The organism is Aureimonas jatrophae (genome assembly GCF_900104035.1).
GTDB lineage: Bacteria > Pseudomonadota > Alphaproteobacteria > Rhizobiales > Rhizobiaceae > Aureimonas > Aureimonas jatrophae.
This window is the reverse complement of sequence record NZ_FNIT01000002.1, coordinates 614,890-629,718: the sequence shown is the minus strand read 5'-3', so window position 1 is coordinate 629,718 and position 14,829 is coordinate 614,890. Positions and strand designations below refer to the sequence as shown.

Sequence of the window (14,829 nt, the reverse complement as noted above, 5' to 3'; positions counted from 1 at the left end):
CGACGATGCTCCCGGCATGGTTCTTTCAACACGGCGGCCGATATGCAAACGCCAATTTGCGGGAGGCGGCGCCGCATGGGTCGCGGGACCTGCGAGCGCGTCGCTCGGCCGATCCTCCTCCGCTTCGGCGTCCAGGCCGGGCGGGACGCGATCCGTAGCCGCCGAAGCGATCGCCTCAACGGCAGCCCGATCGTCACACGCTTTCTTCAGTCTACGCGCGCATGGTCGTCGCGGGTGCGCGGAACGAGGCTCATGGTGAATCCGCAGAGCGGCTACGAACACGTCGTCCGGCGGGTCACGCTGCCCGCGGCCGTGCTCGTGGGGCTCGCTCTTCTGTGCCTTCTGGCCATGCTGTGGCTGGTTGCGGGTTACCAGACCGCGGTCGCCCAGCAGGAACAAGCGCTGCTCGCCAGGGGCGCGCTGACGGTCCGTGGCGAGCAGATCGAGAAGGTCGCGCTCGACTACGGCACCTGGGACGAGGCGGTGGAGAGGCTCGTCGACCGTCCCGACCCCGAATGGGCCGACGAGAACATCGGCGCCTCGACCCTCGCCACCTACGGGCTCGACATGATCCTCGTCGTGACGCCCGGCGCCGAGGCCAGCTACGCGATGGTGCGCGGTGCGCTGACGGACCAGCCGGTCAACGAGATCCTGTCGGGCGGCTTCGACAGGCTCTTGAGCCAGCAGCAGCGTCGCGGCTCGCAGGGCTCGACCGTCGGACTGGTGCTCGCCGACGCACGCCCGGCGATCGCGGCGATCGTTCCGATCCGCCCGCAGGAGCCTGGTGCCGACGATGGGACGCCGCGCCACCATCTGGTGTTCGTGGACGCCATCGACGCGGCGCTGGTGGAAACCTTTGCCCATACCTATCGCCTGCCGAGGCTGCGGATCGCGGACAAGCCGTCCGGAACGGCTTCGGTGCCGCTCGTCACCGCCGACGGCCAAGAGGTTGGCGCCCTGGCGTGGGAGGGCGCCCGTCCCGGCGACCGGCTGCTGCAGATCGCCGTGCCCGCCTGGGCCGCGGTCGCGCTCGCGGTCGGCGCGCTGGCGGCGCTGTTCCTGCGCCAGACCCGCTCGGCAGCCCGCGCCATCGCCGACAGCGAACACCGAGCCTCGCACGACGCGCTGACGGGTCTGCCGAACCGCGTTCTCCTGTTCGAACGTCTCGACCGGGCGTCCCGAAACCTGGCCGAGGGTGGCGAGGGGTTTGCGGTGGCGTATCTCGACCTCGACGGGTTCAAGGCGGTCAACGACACGCTCGGCCATGAGGCCGGCGATCGGGTTCTGCGGGAGGTCGCCGGCCGTCTTCTGGCGGGCCTGGGTGCGCGAGACTTCGCGGCTCGGCTCGGCGGCGACGAGTTCGCGGCGATCCTGCCGGGCCTCGGCCGGCCAAACGAGGCTCTCGCCTTCGGCCGCCGGATCATCCAGGCGATCGAGCAACCCATCCCGCTCGGTGCGACAGGTTCGGCGCGCATCGGCGCAACGATCGGCGTGACCTTCGCACCGGCCGACGGCGCCGATCCGTTGACGCTCCTGCGCAACGCCGACGGAGCGCTCTACGCGGGCAAGCGCCAGGCCAAGGGCGAGGTCCGCTTCCACGCCGCGACGGTTCCGGATCGACGGAGCGCATGAGGAGTCGCGCATCCACCCCTTGAAGCTTGGCGAAAGCCTCGCATAGTCGCCCGAACGCGCCGTTTCCCGGAGACCCATCGTGACCGTCACGATCTACCACAACCCCGCCTGCGGCACCTCGCGCAACACGCTGGAGATGATCCGTCGGTCCGGCGAGGACCCGCAGGTCGTCGAATACCTGAAGACGCCACCCAGCCGGGACGTGCTGGCCGAACTCCTCGACATGATGGGGCTGCGTCCGCGCGACATCCTGCGCCAGAAGGGGACGCCCTATGCCGAGCTTGGGCTGGGCGACCCGAAGCTGTCGGACGAGGAAATCCTGGCGGCGATGGTGGAGCATCCGATCCTGATCGAGCGGCCGATCGTGGTAACCGGGAAGGGCGCTGCACTGTGCCGGCCATCGGAAACGGTGCTGGGGCTTCTCGACGAGCCGGTCGCGCAGTTCCGCAAGGAGGACGGCGAGGTCGTGACAACCGCCGGCCCGAACGGTTGAGGAAACGGCTCGGACAGCCGTTCCGGCTGGCGGCGCCCGCGTGGTGACGTCGTTTCCGCGCCCGATTTCGCGGCGCAAACCAGCCTGGGGCCCTTCCCTGACGGATCAAAGTCGAACACAAGAACGCGGGCGAGCGCGGCTGTCGCGGCTGTCGCGTCGGATATCCCTCTTATGACACCCCCCTCCCCGCCCGATGCGAATCGGAATGCCGTGGTCGGTCCCGCAATCACCGACCCCGAGCGGCTCGCCGCCCTCGAGGCGCTGGACATCCTGGACACGGCGCCCGAGGAAAGCTTCGACAGCATCGCGGCGATCGCGAGCGAGGTCTGCGCGACGCCGATCGCGCTGGTCAGCCTGGTCGATCGGGACCGGCAATGGTTCAAGGCGCGGGTCGGCTTCCAGCCCGACCAGACGACGCTCGACCGTTCCGTGTGCGCCCATACGCTGAACCAGCGCGAGGTTCTGGTGATCCCGGACCTGACGCTCGACCCTCGCACCGCCGCCAATCCGCTCGTCACGGGTCCCGAGGCGATCCGCTTCTATGCGGGCGCGCCGCTCGTGACCGACGACGGCCACTCGCTGGGCGCGCTGTGCGTCATCGACACGGTGGCCCGGCCCGACGGCCTGACGGCCCAGCAGACCCACGTGCTCCACCACCTGGCCCGCCAGGTCGTGACGCAGATCGAGATGCGGCGCCTGATCTCGCAGCGCGACGATCTCGTGCGGTATCTGCGGATCGCGCGCGACGACGCCGCCGAGGGGCGTCGTCGGCTCGTGTCCCTGTTCGACAACGCGCCGAGCTTCATGGCCCTCCAGCGCGGTCCGGAGCACATCTACGAGATGGTGAACGCCGCTTACCGCGAGGCCGTGGGCGGCCGGGATCTCATCGGCCTCACGGCGCGCGAGGCCCTACCCGACGCCGCCGAACAGGGTTACGCCGACCTTCTCGACCGCGTCTACCGGACCGGCGAGGCCGTCGCCATGAAGGCGGCGCCGTTCTCGTCGCAGCCCGACCCCACCCGGCCGGCAATCGAGCACTTCCTGGACTTCGTCCACCAGCCCTTCGTCGAGGAAGGCCACGTCACGGGCATCTTCACGGTCGGATACGACGTGACCGAGCACGTCCATCAGGTCCGCCGGCAGGCCGCGCTTGCCGATCTCGGGGAGCGGCTGCGCATGCTGAGCGAGCCCGAAGAGGTCACCCACGTCGCCGCCGAGATCATGGCCCGCGCCCTGAACGCCACGCGCGCGGGCATCGGCACGGTGGATCCCGAGCGCGAGACCGTGCTCATGCACCCGAACTGGTGCCGCGAGGACGCGGTCCCGGTGGAAGGGTCGTTCCGCTTCCGCGACTACGGCTCCTTTATCGACGAGCTGAAGCGCGGCCAGACCGTGATCGTCGAGGACGTCGCCACGGATCCGCGCACGAGCGCGAGCGCCCATGCTATGGCGGCGATCGGAATCCGCGTTCTCCTGAACTTCCCGGTGATCGAGCGCGGCCGCTTCGTGCTCGTCGCCTTCGTGCATTTCGCCGAGTTGCGCGCCCTTTCGCCCGAGGACCTTCTGTTCGTGGAGCAGGTGGCCGACCGCACCCAGACCGCGTTGTCCCGCATCCAGGCCGAGCAGCAGCAGCGCACGCTCAACCAGGAACTCGCGCACCGCATGAAGAACTCGCTGGCCATGGTCCAGGCGATCAGCTCTCAAACGCTGCGCCAGGCCACCAGCGTCGAGACGGCGCGCCATGCCATCGAGAGCCGCCTGGGAGCGCTGACCCGCGCGCAGGACATCCTGACGCGAACCTCCTGGGAGGAAGCCGATGCGGCCGACGTCGTGGCGGCGGCGATCGGTCCTCACCAGGGCGAGGAAAACCGGATCTCGCTCCACGGCGCGCGCTTTCGCCTGACCTCGCAGCAGGCGCTCGGCCTGTCGCTCGCGATCCACGAACTGGCGACCAACGCCGTCAAGTACGGTGCGCTCTCGAACGAGACGGGGCGCGTATCGGTCTCGTGGGGCGCCGAGGACGGGGCCTTCGCGTTTCGGTGGGTGGAGACCGGCGGGCCGCCCGTCGTGGCGCCCGACCGGCGCGGTTTCGGATCGAAGCTCCTGGAACGGGTGGTCGCGGCCAACTTCGACGGCACCGGACGTCTGGACTTCGCCCCGTCGGGCCTTTGCTTCGAGCTGGGACGCGGCAAGGCCGGCTCGAGCAGCTGACGCGCGGCCGCTGCCGTTCGTCCGACGCGCCAGTCACGGGTCAGCCAAGACGTTGCCGCGCCGGGACGGGACCATAGATGGGCTCTTCTGAACGCATGTCGGCCTTCGGGGGGTGTCTTGTTCTGGACGGATCATCAGCTCTCGCAACTCCACTCGGTTCTGGTCGCGCGGGAACTGCGCTCCGTGCTCGGCGCCAGTGGAACGGACGAGGCCATCGACCTTCTGGGACAGTCGCTGGAGGCTTCTTGGCCCGGCGGCGGCCATGATCTCGATCTGGCCTTGTGCACGACACGCTGCGCCCGCATCGTTCGGCGCGACGGACGCAGCGAGATGGCCTCCTGCGCATCGCGCTTCGGTCTTCCCTTCGGCCTCGCGGCGCGTCTGATGACGGGATGGTACGTCAGCCTCGATCCCGATGGGCGCGGCCTGCGCTACGCACCGCTACAACCGGGTGCCTCCCCGCGGCGCTGGAAGGCGGCGGCCGCGCAGAATCGTAGACGGGCGGCGAACGAACCGGGACTGGCTCCGGCGGCGTCTCGAGCGGTCTAGGAGTTCCCCCCCAAGGTTCTCGCGGCAGATCGGGACTCCTGCGGAACGGGCGGATCGAACACGCGTCGAACCGGCGGATGCGAGCGGCGGCCGAAGCGCCGGCGTCCGGTCGAGGCTGGCGCATTTTAGATGGGGCCGCAGTGCGGGACGCACCATGGCCCCACTCGCGGATCGGGTCGGCGACGAGGGCCATGTCGTGGGCACCGACATCGGCAGCCAGGGGCTGGTGACCTAGCACGAGCGCATGCGACACCACGGCCGCCTTCCGGCATTGGGCGAGCCGGCGTCGGCCCGGCGGCCGGATCGCCTTCGCTTGCTGATGCGCCGCAAGCGGGAACGCGATGGACCATGCGCCCGTGAAGGAAGCCGGACCGGCGCCCGGGGACGCACCGCATCTCGGCTTCGCCGATCCCGGTACGATCCAGGCAACCCTGCAGGCAGCCGGCTCCCGCCGGGTCGAGATCACACCCTCGGACGCTCAGAAATCCGGCGGCGGCGCGGCGTACACGCTCGCGGTCGTCACACGCGCCGGTAGGCTCGGCTGCATCCTGCGGGATCGCCCGGACCGGCGGCGCGATGCGGACGAGCGGGTGCGCGCCATGCTTCGGAAACGCGAGGCCGAGGGTCGCGTCAGCCTCGCGGCCGCGACCTGGATCGCGACCGCCGAGACCACCCAGCGCCGGCCGGACCGGACAGGAGCTGCCTTCCCGTGTCAGGCGCCGCAGCTGACCAGCATCTCGCTCCGCTCCCAGAGCAGCCGGGCCCGCTCCGGATCGATCGCATAGGATCGCACGCCGTCCCGGATGCCCTCCCCCTCGCGCGTCGCGGCGACGTGGCAGTCCTCGCAGTAGCGGCCGCCCACCTCGTCGGCATCGGCCACTACGGCGGCCCATACCGAGGTCGCCGCCCCTTGCGGGATCGTCTTGAACGCGAAGCGCGACTGACCCGTCGCCCGCGAGGCGGCATCCAGCTGGTCCACCAGGGCCGCCATGGCCTCCGACGTCAGGTGGCGACCGAGCTCGGTCTGGATGCCGCCGGGATGCACCGCCGTCGCGCGGATGCCGCTTGCGCGATGACGCCGGTCGAATTCCACCGCGAAGAGGGCGTTGGCGGTCTTCGACCGGCCATAGGCGATCCACGGATCGTAGGGGGTCCGCTCGAAGTTCGGGTCCTCGAGATCGACGTCGCTGAAGCGGTGGCCGGCCGAGGACAGCACGACGACGCGTCCGCCCTCGCGCATCAGGGGCACGATCCGGTTCACCAGGACGAAGTGGCCGAGGTGGTTCGTGCCGAACTGCGTCTCGAAACCGTCGGCCGTGCGCCCGAACGGCGGTGCCATGACGCCCGCATTGCAGATCACCGCGTCGAAGAGATCGCCCTCGGCGAGAAGACGCCCGGCGGTTTCGCGCACGCTTCGCAGATCCGCCAGATCCAGTGCGATCAGTCGAAAGGTCCCACCCCCTCGCGCGGCTGCATCCCGGACCTCCCCGGTCGCGTGCACGGCCTTGTCGAGGTCGCGGGCGGCACCCACGACATCGGCACCGCGCAGCGCCAGCGCCCGGGCGGTTTCGATCCCGAGGCCCGCCGAGACGCCGGTGACGAGGATGCGCCGGCCGCCGAGATCCACGTCGGCCAGGACTTCGTCGGTGGTGGAGGTCGCACCAAAGGAAGGGGTGGTCATAGCGGGCTCCTTGAGATGGGACAGCGAGGCGACGACGCTCCGTCCGCCTCGTCGCCCATATGGCGAGACGAGCCGTCGGCCCCGTGCTTGATCGGATCGAACTCTTGCCTATTCCTATCAGCGGGCTTGCAGGACCGCGCCGGATCGCCGATCCTCTCGACCATGCAGGACATCCTCGACCGCCTGATCCATCGCGCGCGGCGTCACGCCGACCCCACGCGCACGCAGACCGTGCTGCCGCGCGTCGGCCTTGCCGTCCGCACCGAGCCGGGGCCTCCCTCGACCGGCCTCTACCAGCCCATGGTCTGCGTCGTGCTGCAGGGCGCCAAGGAGGTGCTGATCGGGGAAACGGTGCTGCGCTACGACGCCGCGACCTCCTTTGTCGCCTCGCTCGACCTGCCCGCCAGCGGTCGCATCGTCGAGGCGACGCCGGACAAGCCCTATATCGGCGCCGGTCTGACGCTCGACCGCGAGGCGCTGGGCGCGATGCTCGCCGAGGCGCCGTCGCTGCCTCCTTGCGACCCGGCCGCCGGCTTCGGCGTCGCTCCCATCACGCGCGAGCTTCTGGAGGCCTGGGCCCTCCTGCTGGCGCTTCTCGATACGCCGGCCGACATTCCGTTTCTCGCCGCATCGCGCGAGCGGGAGGTGCTCTACCGGCTTCTGCAGGGGCCGCACGGCGCGATGCTGCGGCAGATCGGACGCGAGGACAGCCGCCTGTCGCGCGTGCGCCGATCGATCGAGTGGATCGCGCGCCACTACGACCGGCCCTTGCGGGTCGAGGCCCTGGCCGAGATCGCGGGCATGAGCGTCCCCTCGTTCCATCGCCACTTCAAGACGGTCACCGCGATGAGTCCGCTGCAGTACCAGAAGCGCCTGCGGCTCCAGGCCGCCCGTCGTCTTCTGGTCAGCCAGGGCGAGGCCGGCCGCGCCGCCTACGCGGTCGGCTACGAGAGCGCCTCGCAGTTCAGCCGCGAGTATCGGCGCCTGTTCGGCGCGCCGCCCGCGCGCGACGCGGCCCGGCTGCTGGCGGGAGGCGGCGAGCAGCCGGGCACCGCGATCTGAGCGCGACGACGCCTACCATGTCACGAGCGGCGCCTGTCGCAGCCAGCCGTCCGTCTCGACCTGATCGAGCACGAAGCGCGCGACGTCGTCGCGCGAGACCGATCCGCCATGGACGTCCGCCAGATCGGTCAATGCGCGCACCGAGCCGCGAGCGGGCTTGTTGTTGAGGATGCTCGGGCGCACCAGAACCCAGTCGAGACCGCTCGCCCGCACGATCGCCTCCTGCCGGTCCTTGTCCCGGTAGACGCGGCGCAGGAGCAACGGGACGATCACGCGGTCGAACAGCACGCCGCCGTGCCCCCGGCTGTCGCCCGCACCAAGCCCGGTGATCGCGATGAGCCGCGAGACGCCGGTTGTGGTCATCGCCCTGGTGAGCGCGCGCGTGGCCTCCGACAGGAGCGTGACCTCCCGGAACGGGCTGGCCGGGGTTCCGAGCGCGCTGACGACGCCGTCCTGACCCTCCAGAGCCCGGACGAGCGCGGCCTCGTCGCGCGCGTCGCCGACCACGATGCGCGCGCCGCCGGCGAGGTCCGCCGCCTTCTGGGGTGAGCGCACGAGCGCGGTGACCTCGAAGCCGCGCTCGATCGCTTGCGCGACGATGCGGCGCCCGGTTCCACCGGTCGCGCCGAGAACGAGAAGCTTGGGACGCGCGAGACGGCCCGGTTGCATAGGATTGTTTGGCATGCGGATCACTCCTGTTGATGGGCGCTGGGGCTGCCCGGTTTGGGTGGGATCAAAGCCGGCCTTCGGCCAGAAGCGAGCGCGTGCGCTCCAGCGTCGACACCAGCGCGGCGCGGTAACCCCGGTCGCCGTTCAGCATGGCCTGCTCGGCCGCCTCCTCGGGACCGTTCGGCGTCCGGTCGCGCAGGCCGAGATAGCCGTAGAAGCGCAGGTGCAGCGTACCGTCCGGGTCCTCGAACAGCTCGTTGACGATCGCCCCCTCGCGCGGGCCCCCGGCCTGGAAGAAGGTGACCTTCCGGTTCGGCTCGAAGGCGATGATCTCGCGAACATCGGTGCCGGCGATGGTCGCCTCGCGAACGAGATGGGTCGCGCTTTCCTCGACGACCTCGCAGCGGGTGCAGAAGCCGTCGGGCAGAAACAGCCGCGCATCGCGGGCCTTCAGAACCAGCCCGGCCCAGGCCTGGCCGCGCGTGAGCGGCACGGCGCCTTCCGGGTTCACGGGAACGGTGGCGGTTGCGTGGATCATGGGTCTCGTCCTTTCAAGCGGGCGGCGGATGGGCCGGTCGGCCACGCTGGCTGACGGGACGAAGATGTGCGATCCACTTTCGAGCCGACAGTCGGCATTTTGGGACCAACCGTCTCACAGGTGGAACACGTGGACCTTCTCGCCCTGTCGGACTTCAACCTCGTCGCGCGTCATGGCGGGTTCGGCCGCGCCGCGCGCGCATCCGGCCGGCCGAAGGCGACGCTTTCGCGCCGCGTGGGCGAGCTGGAAGCGGCGCTGGGCCTGCGCCTTCTGGAGCGGGGCGGGCGGGTGCTGGCGCTGACCGAGGAGGGGCGCGCCCTGTTCGAGCGGACCGGCGCGCTCCTGACCGAGATCGACGAGACGGCATCGGCCATCGCCTCGGGCGCGCAGCGCCCGCGCGGACGCCTGCGCATCAGCGCACCGCTGCTCTTCTCCCAGACGGCGATGGGCCCGCTCGCCAGCGCGTTCGCGCTGAAGCATCCCGACGTGCGGCTGGAGGTGACCACCGACGACCGGGCGGTGGACATGGTCGAGGAGGGCTACGACCTCGTGATCCGGGTGGATCCGGCGAGCGATGCGGGTCTCGTCGGCCGCGTCTTCCTGCGCGACCGGCTCGTGGTCGTGGCGGCACCCAACCTCGTGCCGCCGGCCGCGAACGCCGCCATGCCGGCTGTGCTGCGCGGAACGGCCGGCGGCCCTGCCTCCTGGCCGCTCAAGGGCGCGCGCCAGGCACTCGCGATCGACCCGGTGCTCCGCTTGTCCTCGCTGGTCATGGTGCGCGATGCGGTGAGGGCGGGCGTCGGGATCGGACGGCTTCCGGTCTCGCTGGTCAGCCGCGACATCGAGACCGGGCGGCTCGCGCTCTGGGGCGAGGCCGACGCCCCGGAGATCGCGCTTTGGGCGCTTTATCCCTCGCGGCGTCTGCTGAGCGCGAAGGTCTCGGCCTTTCTCGACCACCTGCGCGACGCGTTTCCGAACGGGCGTCCCGAGGAACTGGCGGCGTTGGCGGAGAGTTGAGGCGCGGCGCTAGAGCACGGCGCGACGCGGGGCATCCGCGCCCCGGCGCTTGCAGGTGGCGCTGGCCACGCGCTGCCCGAGCGTCAGCGCGGCCGCGAGCGCCGACTCGTCCGCGCCGTCCAGACCCGCGCGATCGAGAAGGCCCTGATCGTGGAGGCCCGCCAGAAGCCCCGCCATGAAGCTGTCGCCGGCCCCCACCGTATCGACCACCGTCGTCGGAATGGCATCGATCGAAAGCCGCCGTCCGCGCGCAAAACCGGCGACGCCGCGCTCGCCGAAGGTCACGGCGACCAGCGCCGCTCCCTGACCCAGCCAGCGTTCTGCGACCGCATCCGGAGCGAGGCCGGGATGCAGCCAGTCGAGATCGGCCGCGCTGATCTTGACGATATCGGCGCGTGCGAGGATCCGGGCCATGCGGTCGCGATAGGCCGCCTCGTCGACGACGAGCGAGGGCCGTATGTTCGGATCGAACGTGACGAGCCGCGCGCCGCGCGCCTCGCGGTGCAGAAGCGTCTCGTAGGCGGCGGCGGCCGGCTCGCGGATCAGCGAGATCGAACCGAAATGAAGGCAACCGACATCACGCAGAGCCGTCTCGTCCGGCACGTTCGTCCAGGCGCGGTCCGCGGCCTGCGCGTCGTAGAAGGCGTAATCCGGCTCGGCGGTGTCGAGGCTGACGAAGCCGAGCGTCGAGGGAGCCCGGCGCCGCTCGACCCAGCGCGTGTCGACGCCGCTCTCGCGCAGGCCCTCGACCAGCGTCTCGCCGAAGAAGTCGGCGGATATGCCGCCCAGAAAGCCGGTGGGCACATCGAGGCGGCCCAGCGCCCGAGCGACGTTGTAGGGCGAGCCGCCCGGGCAGGGACGGTAGCCCGCACCCTCCTCGCGCAGCGCGACCGGCACGAAGTCGATCAGCGCTTCGCCGCAGCACAGGATGGTCTTGGTCATGGCGGGCCGGTCCGGAGAAGCGATGGGCACGGGGGAAGCGAGCGCGGCGCGCTCAGCTCATGACGTTGCCGCCGTCGACATTGTAGCACTGGGCGACGATGTAGCCGGCGTCCGGACCGGCCAGGAACGCGGCCATGGCGGCCTGTTCGGCGGGCGTGCCGAAGCGACCGGCCGGCACGGCGGCGGCGACGCGCCGCTTCACCTCGCCCGGCGCAAGCCCCTCGGCCTCGCCGAGCTTGGCGTCCACCACGTCCCACATCGGCGTATCGACGACGCCCGGCGCGATGGCGTTGACGTTGATGCCGTGGCGGATGAGATCCAGCGCGCAGCTCTGCGTGATGCTGATCACCGCCGCCTTGGTCGCGCAGTAGGCGACGGACGGCCCCTCGCCGCGACGCCCGGCCTGCGAGGCGAAGTTGACGATGCGCCCGCCCCGGCCCTGCTCCACCATGCGACGCGCCACAGTCTGCGTCATGAAGATCAGGCCTTCGACGTTCACCGCGAAGACGCGCGCGGTGCGCTCGCGCGTCATCTCGAGGATCGGCTGCGCCTCGTAGATGCCGGCGGCGTTCACGAGGATGTCGATGCCGCCTGCCCAATCCACGGTCCGCGAGACCGTCGCCTCGATGCTCTCCGCCCTTGTGACGTCGAGCGCGAGGCCGAGGCCGTCCGGCCCGAAGGCTCCCGCGACGCGCGCGCAGGCGGCCTCGTCGAGGTCGGCGACGACGACCCGCGCGCCCTCCGCCGCGAAGCGCTCGCAGACCGCCCGGCCGATGCCGCTCGCACCGCCCGTGACGATGGCGACCCGGCCCGCAAGCTTGCCGTTGGAGCCGGCGCTCATCGGGCCGCCGCCTCTTCGAAGGCGCGCGCGGCCGCTGTGGTGTCGGGGTCGGCGAACAGCCCTTCCGCCACCGCGGTTCCGAAGGTGAAGGTATCGCAGCCCGCAGCGGCCAGCCGCGCCGCGTCGTCGGCGCTGCGAAGGCTCGCCACGAGAAGGCGCGTCCCGTCGCCGGCGGTGGCGAGGATCGCGCGCATCTCGCGCATCACGGCCACGCCGTCGCGGCCCGCGTCGTTGATGCGGCCGAAATACGGGGCGACGTAGTCCGCGCCGGCGGCCGCCGCCGTCAGCGCCTGGTGCGAGGCGTAGACCGCGGTCACCGTGGTGCGGATGCCGAACGCGTGCATCTCGCACACCGCGCGCATCCCGTTCTCGGTGACCGGCACCTTCACGACGACACGGGGATCGATCGCGGCGAGCGCCCGACCCGTCTCGACGAGCGCCCTGGTCTCCGTACCCCAGGCCTGCGCCTGCACCTCCTGGACGGGATAGCGCAGCACGGTTTCCACCAGCCCGGCAAGCACCGACAGATCCGAGCGCAGGCCGGACCGCTCCAAGATGGTCGGGTTCGTGGTGACACCGTGAAAGAGGCCCGTCGGCAGCCAGCGGGCATAGGCCTCGCGATCCGCCGTATCGAGAAACAGGCGCAGCCCTGTTCGGCTGGAGGGCAGGGCGCGATGGGCCATGGCGGTGTTCCGTCCGTGAAAGGGCACGCGGTCACAGGGACCGCAGGTGTAGACATCTGCCTTTTCGAATAGGCATATGTCAATCATCCCCGAGCCGAAGGCGAACGATGGCCCGACTTCGAAAACCTGCCGTTCCGCTGATCGCGGAGGACGCCACCATCCGCCTTCGCGCGGCCTGGCTCTACTACGATCGCAAGATGACGCAGCGCGAGATCGCCGAGGAGCTCGGCGTCGGGCGCACCACGGTCACGCGCCTTCTCGACGAGGCGCTGAAGCGGGCCGAGGTCCAGGTCTGGATCAACGAGGGCGGGCGCGAACGCACCGACCTCGCGCTGGAACTCGAGCGCCGATTCCAGCTCGACGAGGCGATCGTCGTGCCCCATGCGCCGAGCGAGGCGGATGCGGCGCGCTCGGTCGGGCTCGCGCTCGGCAAGTTCCTGTCGGAGGGTCTTCTCGACGGCCAGTCGATCGGCGTCGGATGGGGGCGCACGCTGACGGCGTCGCTGGCGAGCCTCAGGCCCGCCACCAATGCGAGGTCGCGCGTCGTGTCCCTGTGCGGCGGCGTGATCGAGGCGCCGGACGACAACCCGACCGACTTTTCCTGGCGCCTGGCCAGCCGCCTCGGCGCGAGCTGTCTTCTGTATCCCGCGCCGCTTCTCGTGGATTCGCCCGCGACGCGCCGGGCGTTGCGCGAGCGTTGCGGTCTCGATCGCGCCGAGCGCATCGCAGGCTCGCTCGACGTCGCCCTGTTCAGCGTCGGCGAGGTGGGCACGGCCTCCACGGCCCTGTCGCGCGCCGTCCTGCCCGCGAGCATCTACGCCGAACTCGTTGCGGCGGGCGGGACGTGCGATCTCATGTGCAACATCCTCGACGCGGAGGGCCGCACGCTCGACCATCCCGTCATGGACTGCGTGATGTCGGTCGACCTGGAGGCTCTGGCCCGGGCGGGGCATGTGGTGATCGCGACCGGCGGGCCGGGACGCGCGCCCGCGATCCGCGCCGCGATCCGCCGCGTCGGCTGCCATACGCTGGTGACCGACGAGGGCGCGGCCCTCGCGCTCCTGCAGGCGGACTAACGGTGCCCCTCCCCGAACCGCACCGGCGCTCCAACTCCCTCGCCGGTCCGCGGTTCGAGCGCCGGACGAAGAGGAGGATCGCATGATCGATAGTCGGGACCGACGGCATCTGGAACGCTGCGTCGAGCTGGCGGCCGAGGCCCTGGCGGCCGGAAACGAACCCTTCGGCTCGATCCTGGTGTCGGAGGACGGCGAAACGCTTCTGGAGGCGATCAACGAGGTCGGCGGCGGCGACGCCACGCGCCATCCCGAGTTCGCCATCGCGCGCTGGGCGGCGGGCGAACTCTCGCCGGATGAGCGGGCACGGGCCACCGTTTATACGTCGGGCGAGCATTGCCCGATGTGCTCAGCCGCCCACGCCTGGGCGGGTCTCGGCCGCATCGTCTACGCGTCGTCGGCCGCGCAGCTCACGGATTGGCAACGCGAATTCGGTGCGGCGCCCTCGCCGGTCGCCCCGTTGCAGATCCGGGACGTCGCGCCGGGCGTACCCGTGGAGGGACCGGTCGCGGATCTGGCGGAGCGGGTGCGCGACCTGCACCGCCGTTCCAGCGAGCGGCCCTGACGCCGGCGCGGCGCGTCATCCGAAGCGTTCGAGATCGCGCGCGGCGGTTTCCAGGATTTCGTTCGCGGCGCGGCGCGCGGCCGCGCCGTCGCGCATGCGCAACGCTTCTACCAAGCGCCCGTGCACCTCGACCGTATGGAGATGCGACTCGACCGAGCGGTTGGCGCGGTCCAGCGCCCGCGTCAGCGCGGCGTCGATCACGCCCGACAGCTGGATGAAGACGCGGTTGCCGCTGGCGCCAAGAAGGATGCGGTGGAACTCGGCGTCGGCCGCCGTGAAGGCGTCGTCGTCGCCGGGCTCGGCGTCGCGCATCGCCTCCCAGGCCGCGTGAAGCGCGGCGATGTCGGACAGGCTCGCGCGCCCGGCGGCAAGCTCCGCCGCAAAGGGCTCCACCGCGCGGCGGGCCTCCAGAACCGAAGCGAGCAATTCGGCGTCCACCACCGCGTCGCCCATCCAGTCGAGAAGGTCGGCGTCGAGGAGGTTCCAGTCCGCGCGGGGCCGAACCAGCGTTCCCGTGCGCGCGCGCGACCGCACCACGCCCTTCGACTCCAGCGTCTTCAGCGCCTCGCGCACCACGGTGCGGCTGATCGAGAACGCCGTGCACAGGTCCTGCTCGCGCGGCAGGGTCGAGCCCTCCGGATACTGCCCCTCGACGATCGCGCGGGCGAGCGCCGCGACGAAGTCGCGCCCGACACGGGGCCGCGGGCGGGCGGGCACAGATGCGGCGGTGGCAGGCGTCATGCGGCGGGTCCCGTCCTTGTCCCGTCGTTGTGGCCGATTTCTCCGTATCAGACAACGCGTACGATAAGTCATACATTACGATTGACTCGTCAGACACGGTAACGCTACGACTGGGATCGCGTCGAGGGAGAA

The 14,829-nt window shown here is 70.9% G+C and carries 16 protein-coding genes; 9 read left to right on the top strand and 7 right to left on the bottom strand.

Translation table 11 applies throughout. From position 1 onward, the window contains the following. Positions 1-75 precede the first annotated feature (75 nt). From BLQ76_RS22665 to BLQ76_RS07345, 5 genes are all read left to right on the top strand, one after another. The gene (locus tag BLQ76_RS22665; RefSeq protein WP_280140053.1) at positions 76-1,632 is read left to right on the top strand and encodes a diguanylate cyclase domain-containing protein; all 1,557 of its coding nucleotides are present in this window, start codon (positions 76-78) and stop codon (positions 1,630-1,632) included. 79 nt (positions 1,633-1,711) lie between these two features. After that, positions 1,712-2,125, top strand: coding sequence for an arsenate reductase (glutaredoxin) (arsC, locus tag BLQ76_RS07360; RefSeq protein ID WP_090671100.1), 414 nt, complete (start codon positions 1,712-1,714; stop codon positions 2,123-2,125). A gap of 171 nt (positions 2,126-2,296) precedes the next feature. Beyond that, positions 2,297-4,336 carry a GAF domain-containing protein gene (locus BLQ76_RS07355; RefSeq protein WP_090671097.1) on the top strand — a complete coding sequence of 680 codons (2,040 nt, stop codon included), beginning with the start codon at positions 2,297-2,299 and terminating at the stop codon, positions 4,334-4,336. 117 nt (positions 4,337-4,453) lie between these two features. Beyond that, a complete protein-coding gene (locus BLQ76_RS07350; protein WP_090671094.1) occupies positions 4,454-4,885 on the top strand; it encodes a hypothetical protein in 432 nt (143 codons plus the stop codon). A gap of 341 nt (positions 4,886-5,226) precedes the next feature. Further along, positions 5,227-5,670, top strand: a complete 444-nt coding sequence (locus BLQ76_RS07345) for a hypothetical protein (RefSeq protein WP_090671092.1) — start codon at positions 5,227-5,229, stop codon at positions 5,668-5,670. On the opposite strand, the gene BLQ76_RS07340 is transcribed toward BLQ76_RS07345, so the two are convergent. Further along, complete coding sequence (locus tag BLQ76_RS07340; protein WP_090671090.1) at positions 5,598-6,566, bottom strand: SDR family NAD(P)-dependent oxidoreductase; 969 nt, start codon at positions 6,564-6,566, stop codon at positions 5,598-5,600. The two genes, BLQ76_RS07345 and BLQ76_RS07340, sit on opposite strands and share 73 nt — an antisense overlap. Before the next feature lie 162 nt (positions 6,567-6,728). Between BLQ76_RS07340 and BLQ76_RS07335 the strand changes: the two genes are divergently transcribed. Then, a complete protein-coding gene (locus tag BLQ76_RS07335) occupies positions 6,729-7,628 on the top strand; it encodes an AraC family transcriptional regulator (RefSeq protein WP_090671448.1) in 900 nt (299 codons plus the stop codon). A gap of 12 nt (positions 7,629-7,640) precedes the next feature. On the opposite strand, the gene BLQ76_RS07330 is transcribed toward BLQ76_RS07335, so the two are convergent. Together BLQ76_RS07330 and BLQ76_RS07325 are read right to left on the bottom strand one after the other, a co-directional pair. Then, on the bottom strand, positions 7,641-8,312 hold the full coding sequence (locus BLQ76_RS07330) for an NAD(P)-dependent oxidoreductase (protein WP_090671087.1): 672 nt from the start codon (positions 8,310-8,312) through the stop codon (positions 7,641-7,643). 49 nt (positions 8,313-8,361) lie between these two features. After that, the gene (locus tag BLQ76_RS07325; protein WP_090671084.1) at positions 8,362-8,835 is read right to left on the bottom strand and encodes an AtaL-like protein; all 474 of its coding nucleotides are present in this window, start codon (positions 8,833-8,835) and stop codon (positions 8,362-8,364) included. Positions 8,836-8,964: 129 nt separating this feature from the next. Between BLQ76_RS07325 and BLQ76_RS07320 the strand changes: the two genes are divergently transcribed. After that, entirely contained in the window at positions 8,965-9,852 is an 888-nt protein-coding gene (locus BLQ76_RS07320; protein WP_090671082.1) for a LysR family transcriptional regulator, read from the top strand. A gap of 9 nt (positions 9,853-9,861) precedes the next feature. Here the strand turns inward: BLQ76_RS07320 and BLQ76_RS07315 are convergent, their stop codons facing one another. From BLQ76_RS07315 to BLQ76_RS07305, 3 genes are read right to left on the bottom strand one after another with little or no spacing between them, the layout of a single operon-like run. Beyond that, positions 9,862-10,794, bottom strand: coding sequence for a carbohydrate kinase family protein (locus BLQ76_RS07315; protein WP_090671079.1), 933 nt, complete (start codon positions 10,792-10,794; stop codon positions 9,862-9,864). Between the two features lie 52 nt (positions 10,795-10,846). Continuing rightward, on the bottom strand, positions 10,847-11,635 hold the full coding sequence (locus BLQ76_RS07310) for an L-iditol 2-dehydrogenase (RefSeq protein ID WP_090671076.1): 789 nt from the start codon (positions 11,633-11,635) through the stop codon (positions 10,847-10,849). Next, the gene (locus BLQ76_RS07305) at positions 11,632-12,318 is read right to left on the bottom strand and encodes a transaldolase family protein (protein WP_090671074.1); all 687 of its coding nucleotides are present in this window, start codon (positions 12,316-12,318) and stop codon (positions 11,632-11,634) included. The genes BLQ76_RS07310 and BLQ76_RS07305 overlap by 4 nt, the downstream gene beginning before the upstream one ends. Positions 12,319-12,425: 107 nt before the next feature. Here BLQ76_RS07305 and BLQ76_RS07300 point away from each other — a divergent pair, with 107 nt between their 5' ends. Together BLQ76_RS07300 and BLQ76_RS07295 are read left to right on the top strand one after the other, a co-directional pair. Continuing rightward, the gene (locus BLQ76_RS07300; RefSeq protein WP_090671071.1) at positions 12,426-13,394 is read left to right on the top strand and encodes a sugar-binding transcriptional regulator; all 969 of its coding nucleotides are present in this window, start codon (positions 12,426-12,428) and stop codon (positions 13,392-13,394) included. A gap of 82 nt (positions 13,395-13,476) precedes the next feature. Further along, on the top strand, positions 13,477-13,956 hold the full coding sequence (locus tag BLQ76_RS07295) for a nucleoside deaminase (RefSeq protein WP_090671068.1): 480 nt from the start codon (positions 13,477-13,479) through the stop codon (positions 13,954-13,956). Positions 13,957-13,971: 15 nt separating this feature from the next. Here the strand turns inward: BLQ76_RS07295 and BLQ76_RS07290 are convergent, their stop codons facing one another. Further along, positions 13,972-14,697, bottom strand: coding sequence for a FadR/GntR family transcriptional regulator (locus tag BLQ76_RS07290; protein ID WP_090671064.1), 726 nt, complete (start codon positions 14,695-14,697; stop codon positions 13,972-13,974). Positions 14,698-14,829: the final 132 nt, after the last annotated feature.

Excerpts from the sequence above, each read along its gene's own strand:
- BLQ76_RS22665 (WP_280140053.1), top strand. The coding sequence starts at position 76 with ATGGGTCGCGGGACCTGCGAGCGCGTCGCTCGGCCGATCCTCCTCCGC.
- BLQ76_RS07355 (WP_090671097.1), top strand. The coding sequence starts at position 2,297 with ATGACACCCCCCTCCCCGCCCGATGCGAATCGGAATGCCGTGGTCGGT.
- BLQ76_RS07345 (WP_090671092.1), top strand. The coding sequence starts at position 5,227 with ATGGACCATGCGCCCGTGAAGGAAGCCGGACCGGCGCCCGGGGACGCA.
- BLQ76_RS07340 (WP_090671090.1), bottom strand. The coding sequence starts at position 6,566 with ATGACCACCCCTTCCTTTGGTGCGACCTCCACCACCGACGAAGTCCTG.
- BLQ76_RS07335 (WP_090671448.1), top strand. The coding sequence starts at position 6,729 with ATGCAGGACATCCTCGACCGCCTGATCCATCGCGCGCGGCGTCACGCC.
- BLQ76_RS07330 (WP_090671087.1), bottom strand. The coding sequence starts at position 8,312 with ATGCCAAACAATCCTATGCAACCGGGCCGTCTCGCGCGTCCCAAGCTT.
- BLQ76_RS07325 (WP_090671084.1), bottom strand. The coding sequence starts at position 8,835 with ATGATCCACGCAACCGCCACCGTTCCCGTGAACCCGGAAGGCGCCGTG.
- BLQ76_RS07315 (WP_090671079.1), bottom strand. The coding sequence starts at position 10,794 with ATGACCAAGACCATCCTGTGCTGCGGCGAAGCGCTGATCGACTTCGTG.
- BLQ76_RS07310 (WP_090671076.1), bottom strand. The coding sequence starts at position 11,635 with ATGAGCGCCGGCTCCAACGGCAAGCTTGCGGGCCGGGTCGCCATCGTC.
- BLQ76_RS07305 (WP_090671074.1), bottom strand. The coding sequence starts at position 12,318 with ATGGCCCATCGCGCCCTGCCCTCCAGCCGAACAGGGCTGCGCCTGTTT.
- BLQ76_RS07300 (WP_090671071.1), top strand. The coding sequence starts at position 12,426 with ATGGCCCGACTTCGAAAACCTGCCGTTCCGCTGATCGCGGAGGACGCC.
- BLQ76_RS07295 (WP_090671068.1), top strand. The coding sequence starts at position 13,477 with ATGATCGATAGTCGGGACCGACGGCATCTGGAACGCTGCGTCGAGCTG.
- BLQ76_RS07290 (WP_090671064.1), bottom strand. The coding sequence starts at position 14,697 with ATGACGCCTGCCACCGCCGCATCTGTGCCCGCCCGCCCGCGGCCCCGT.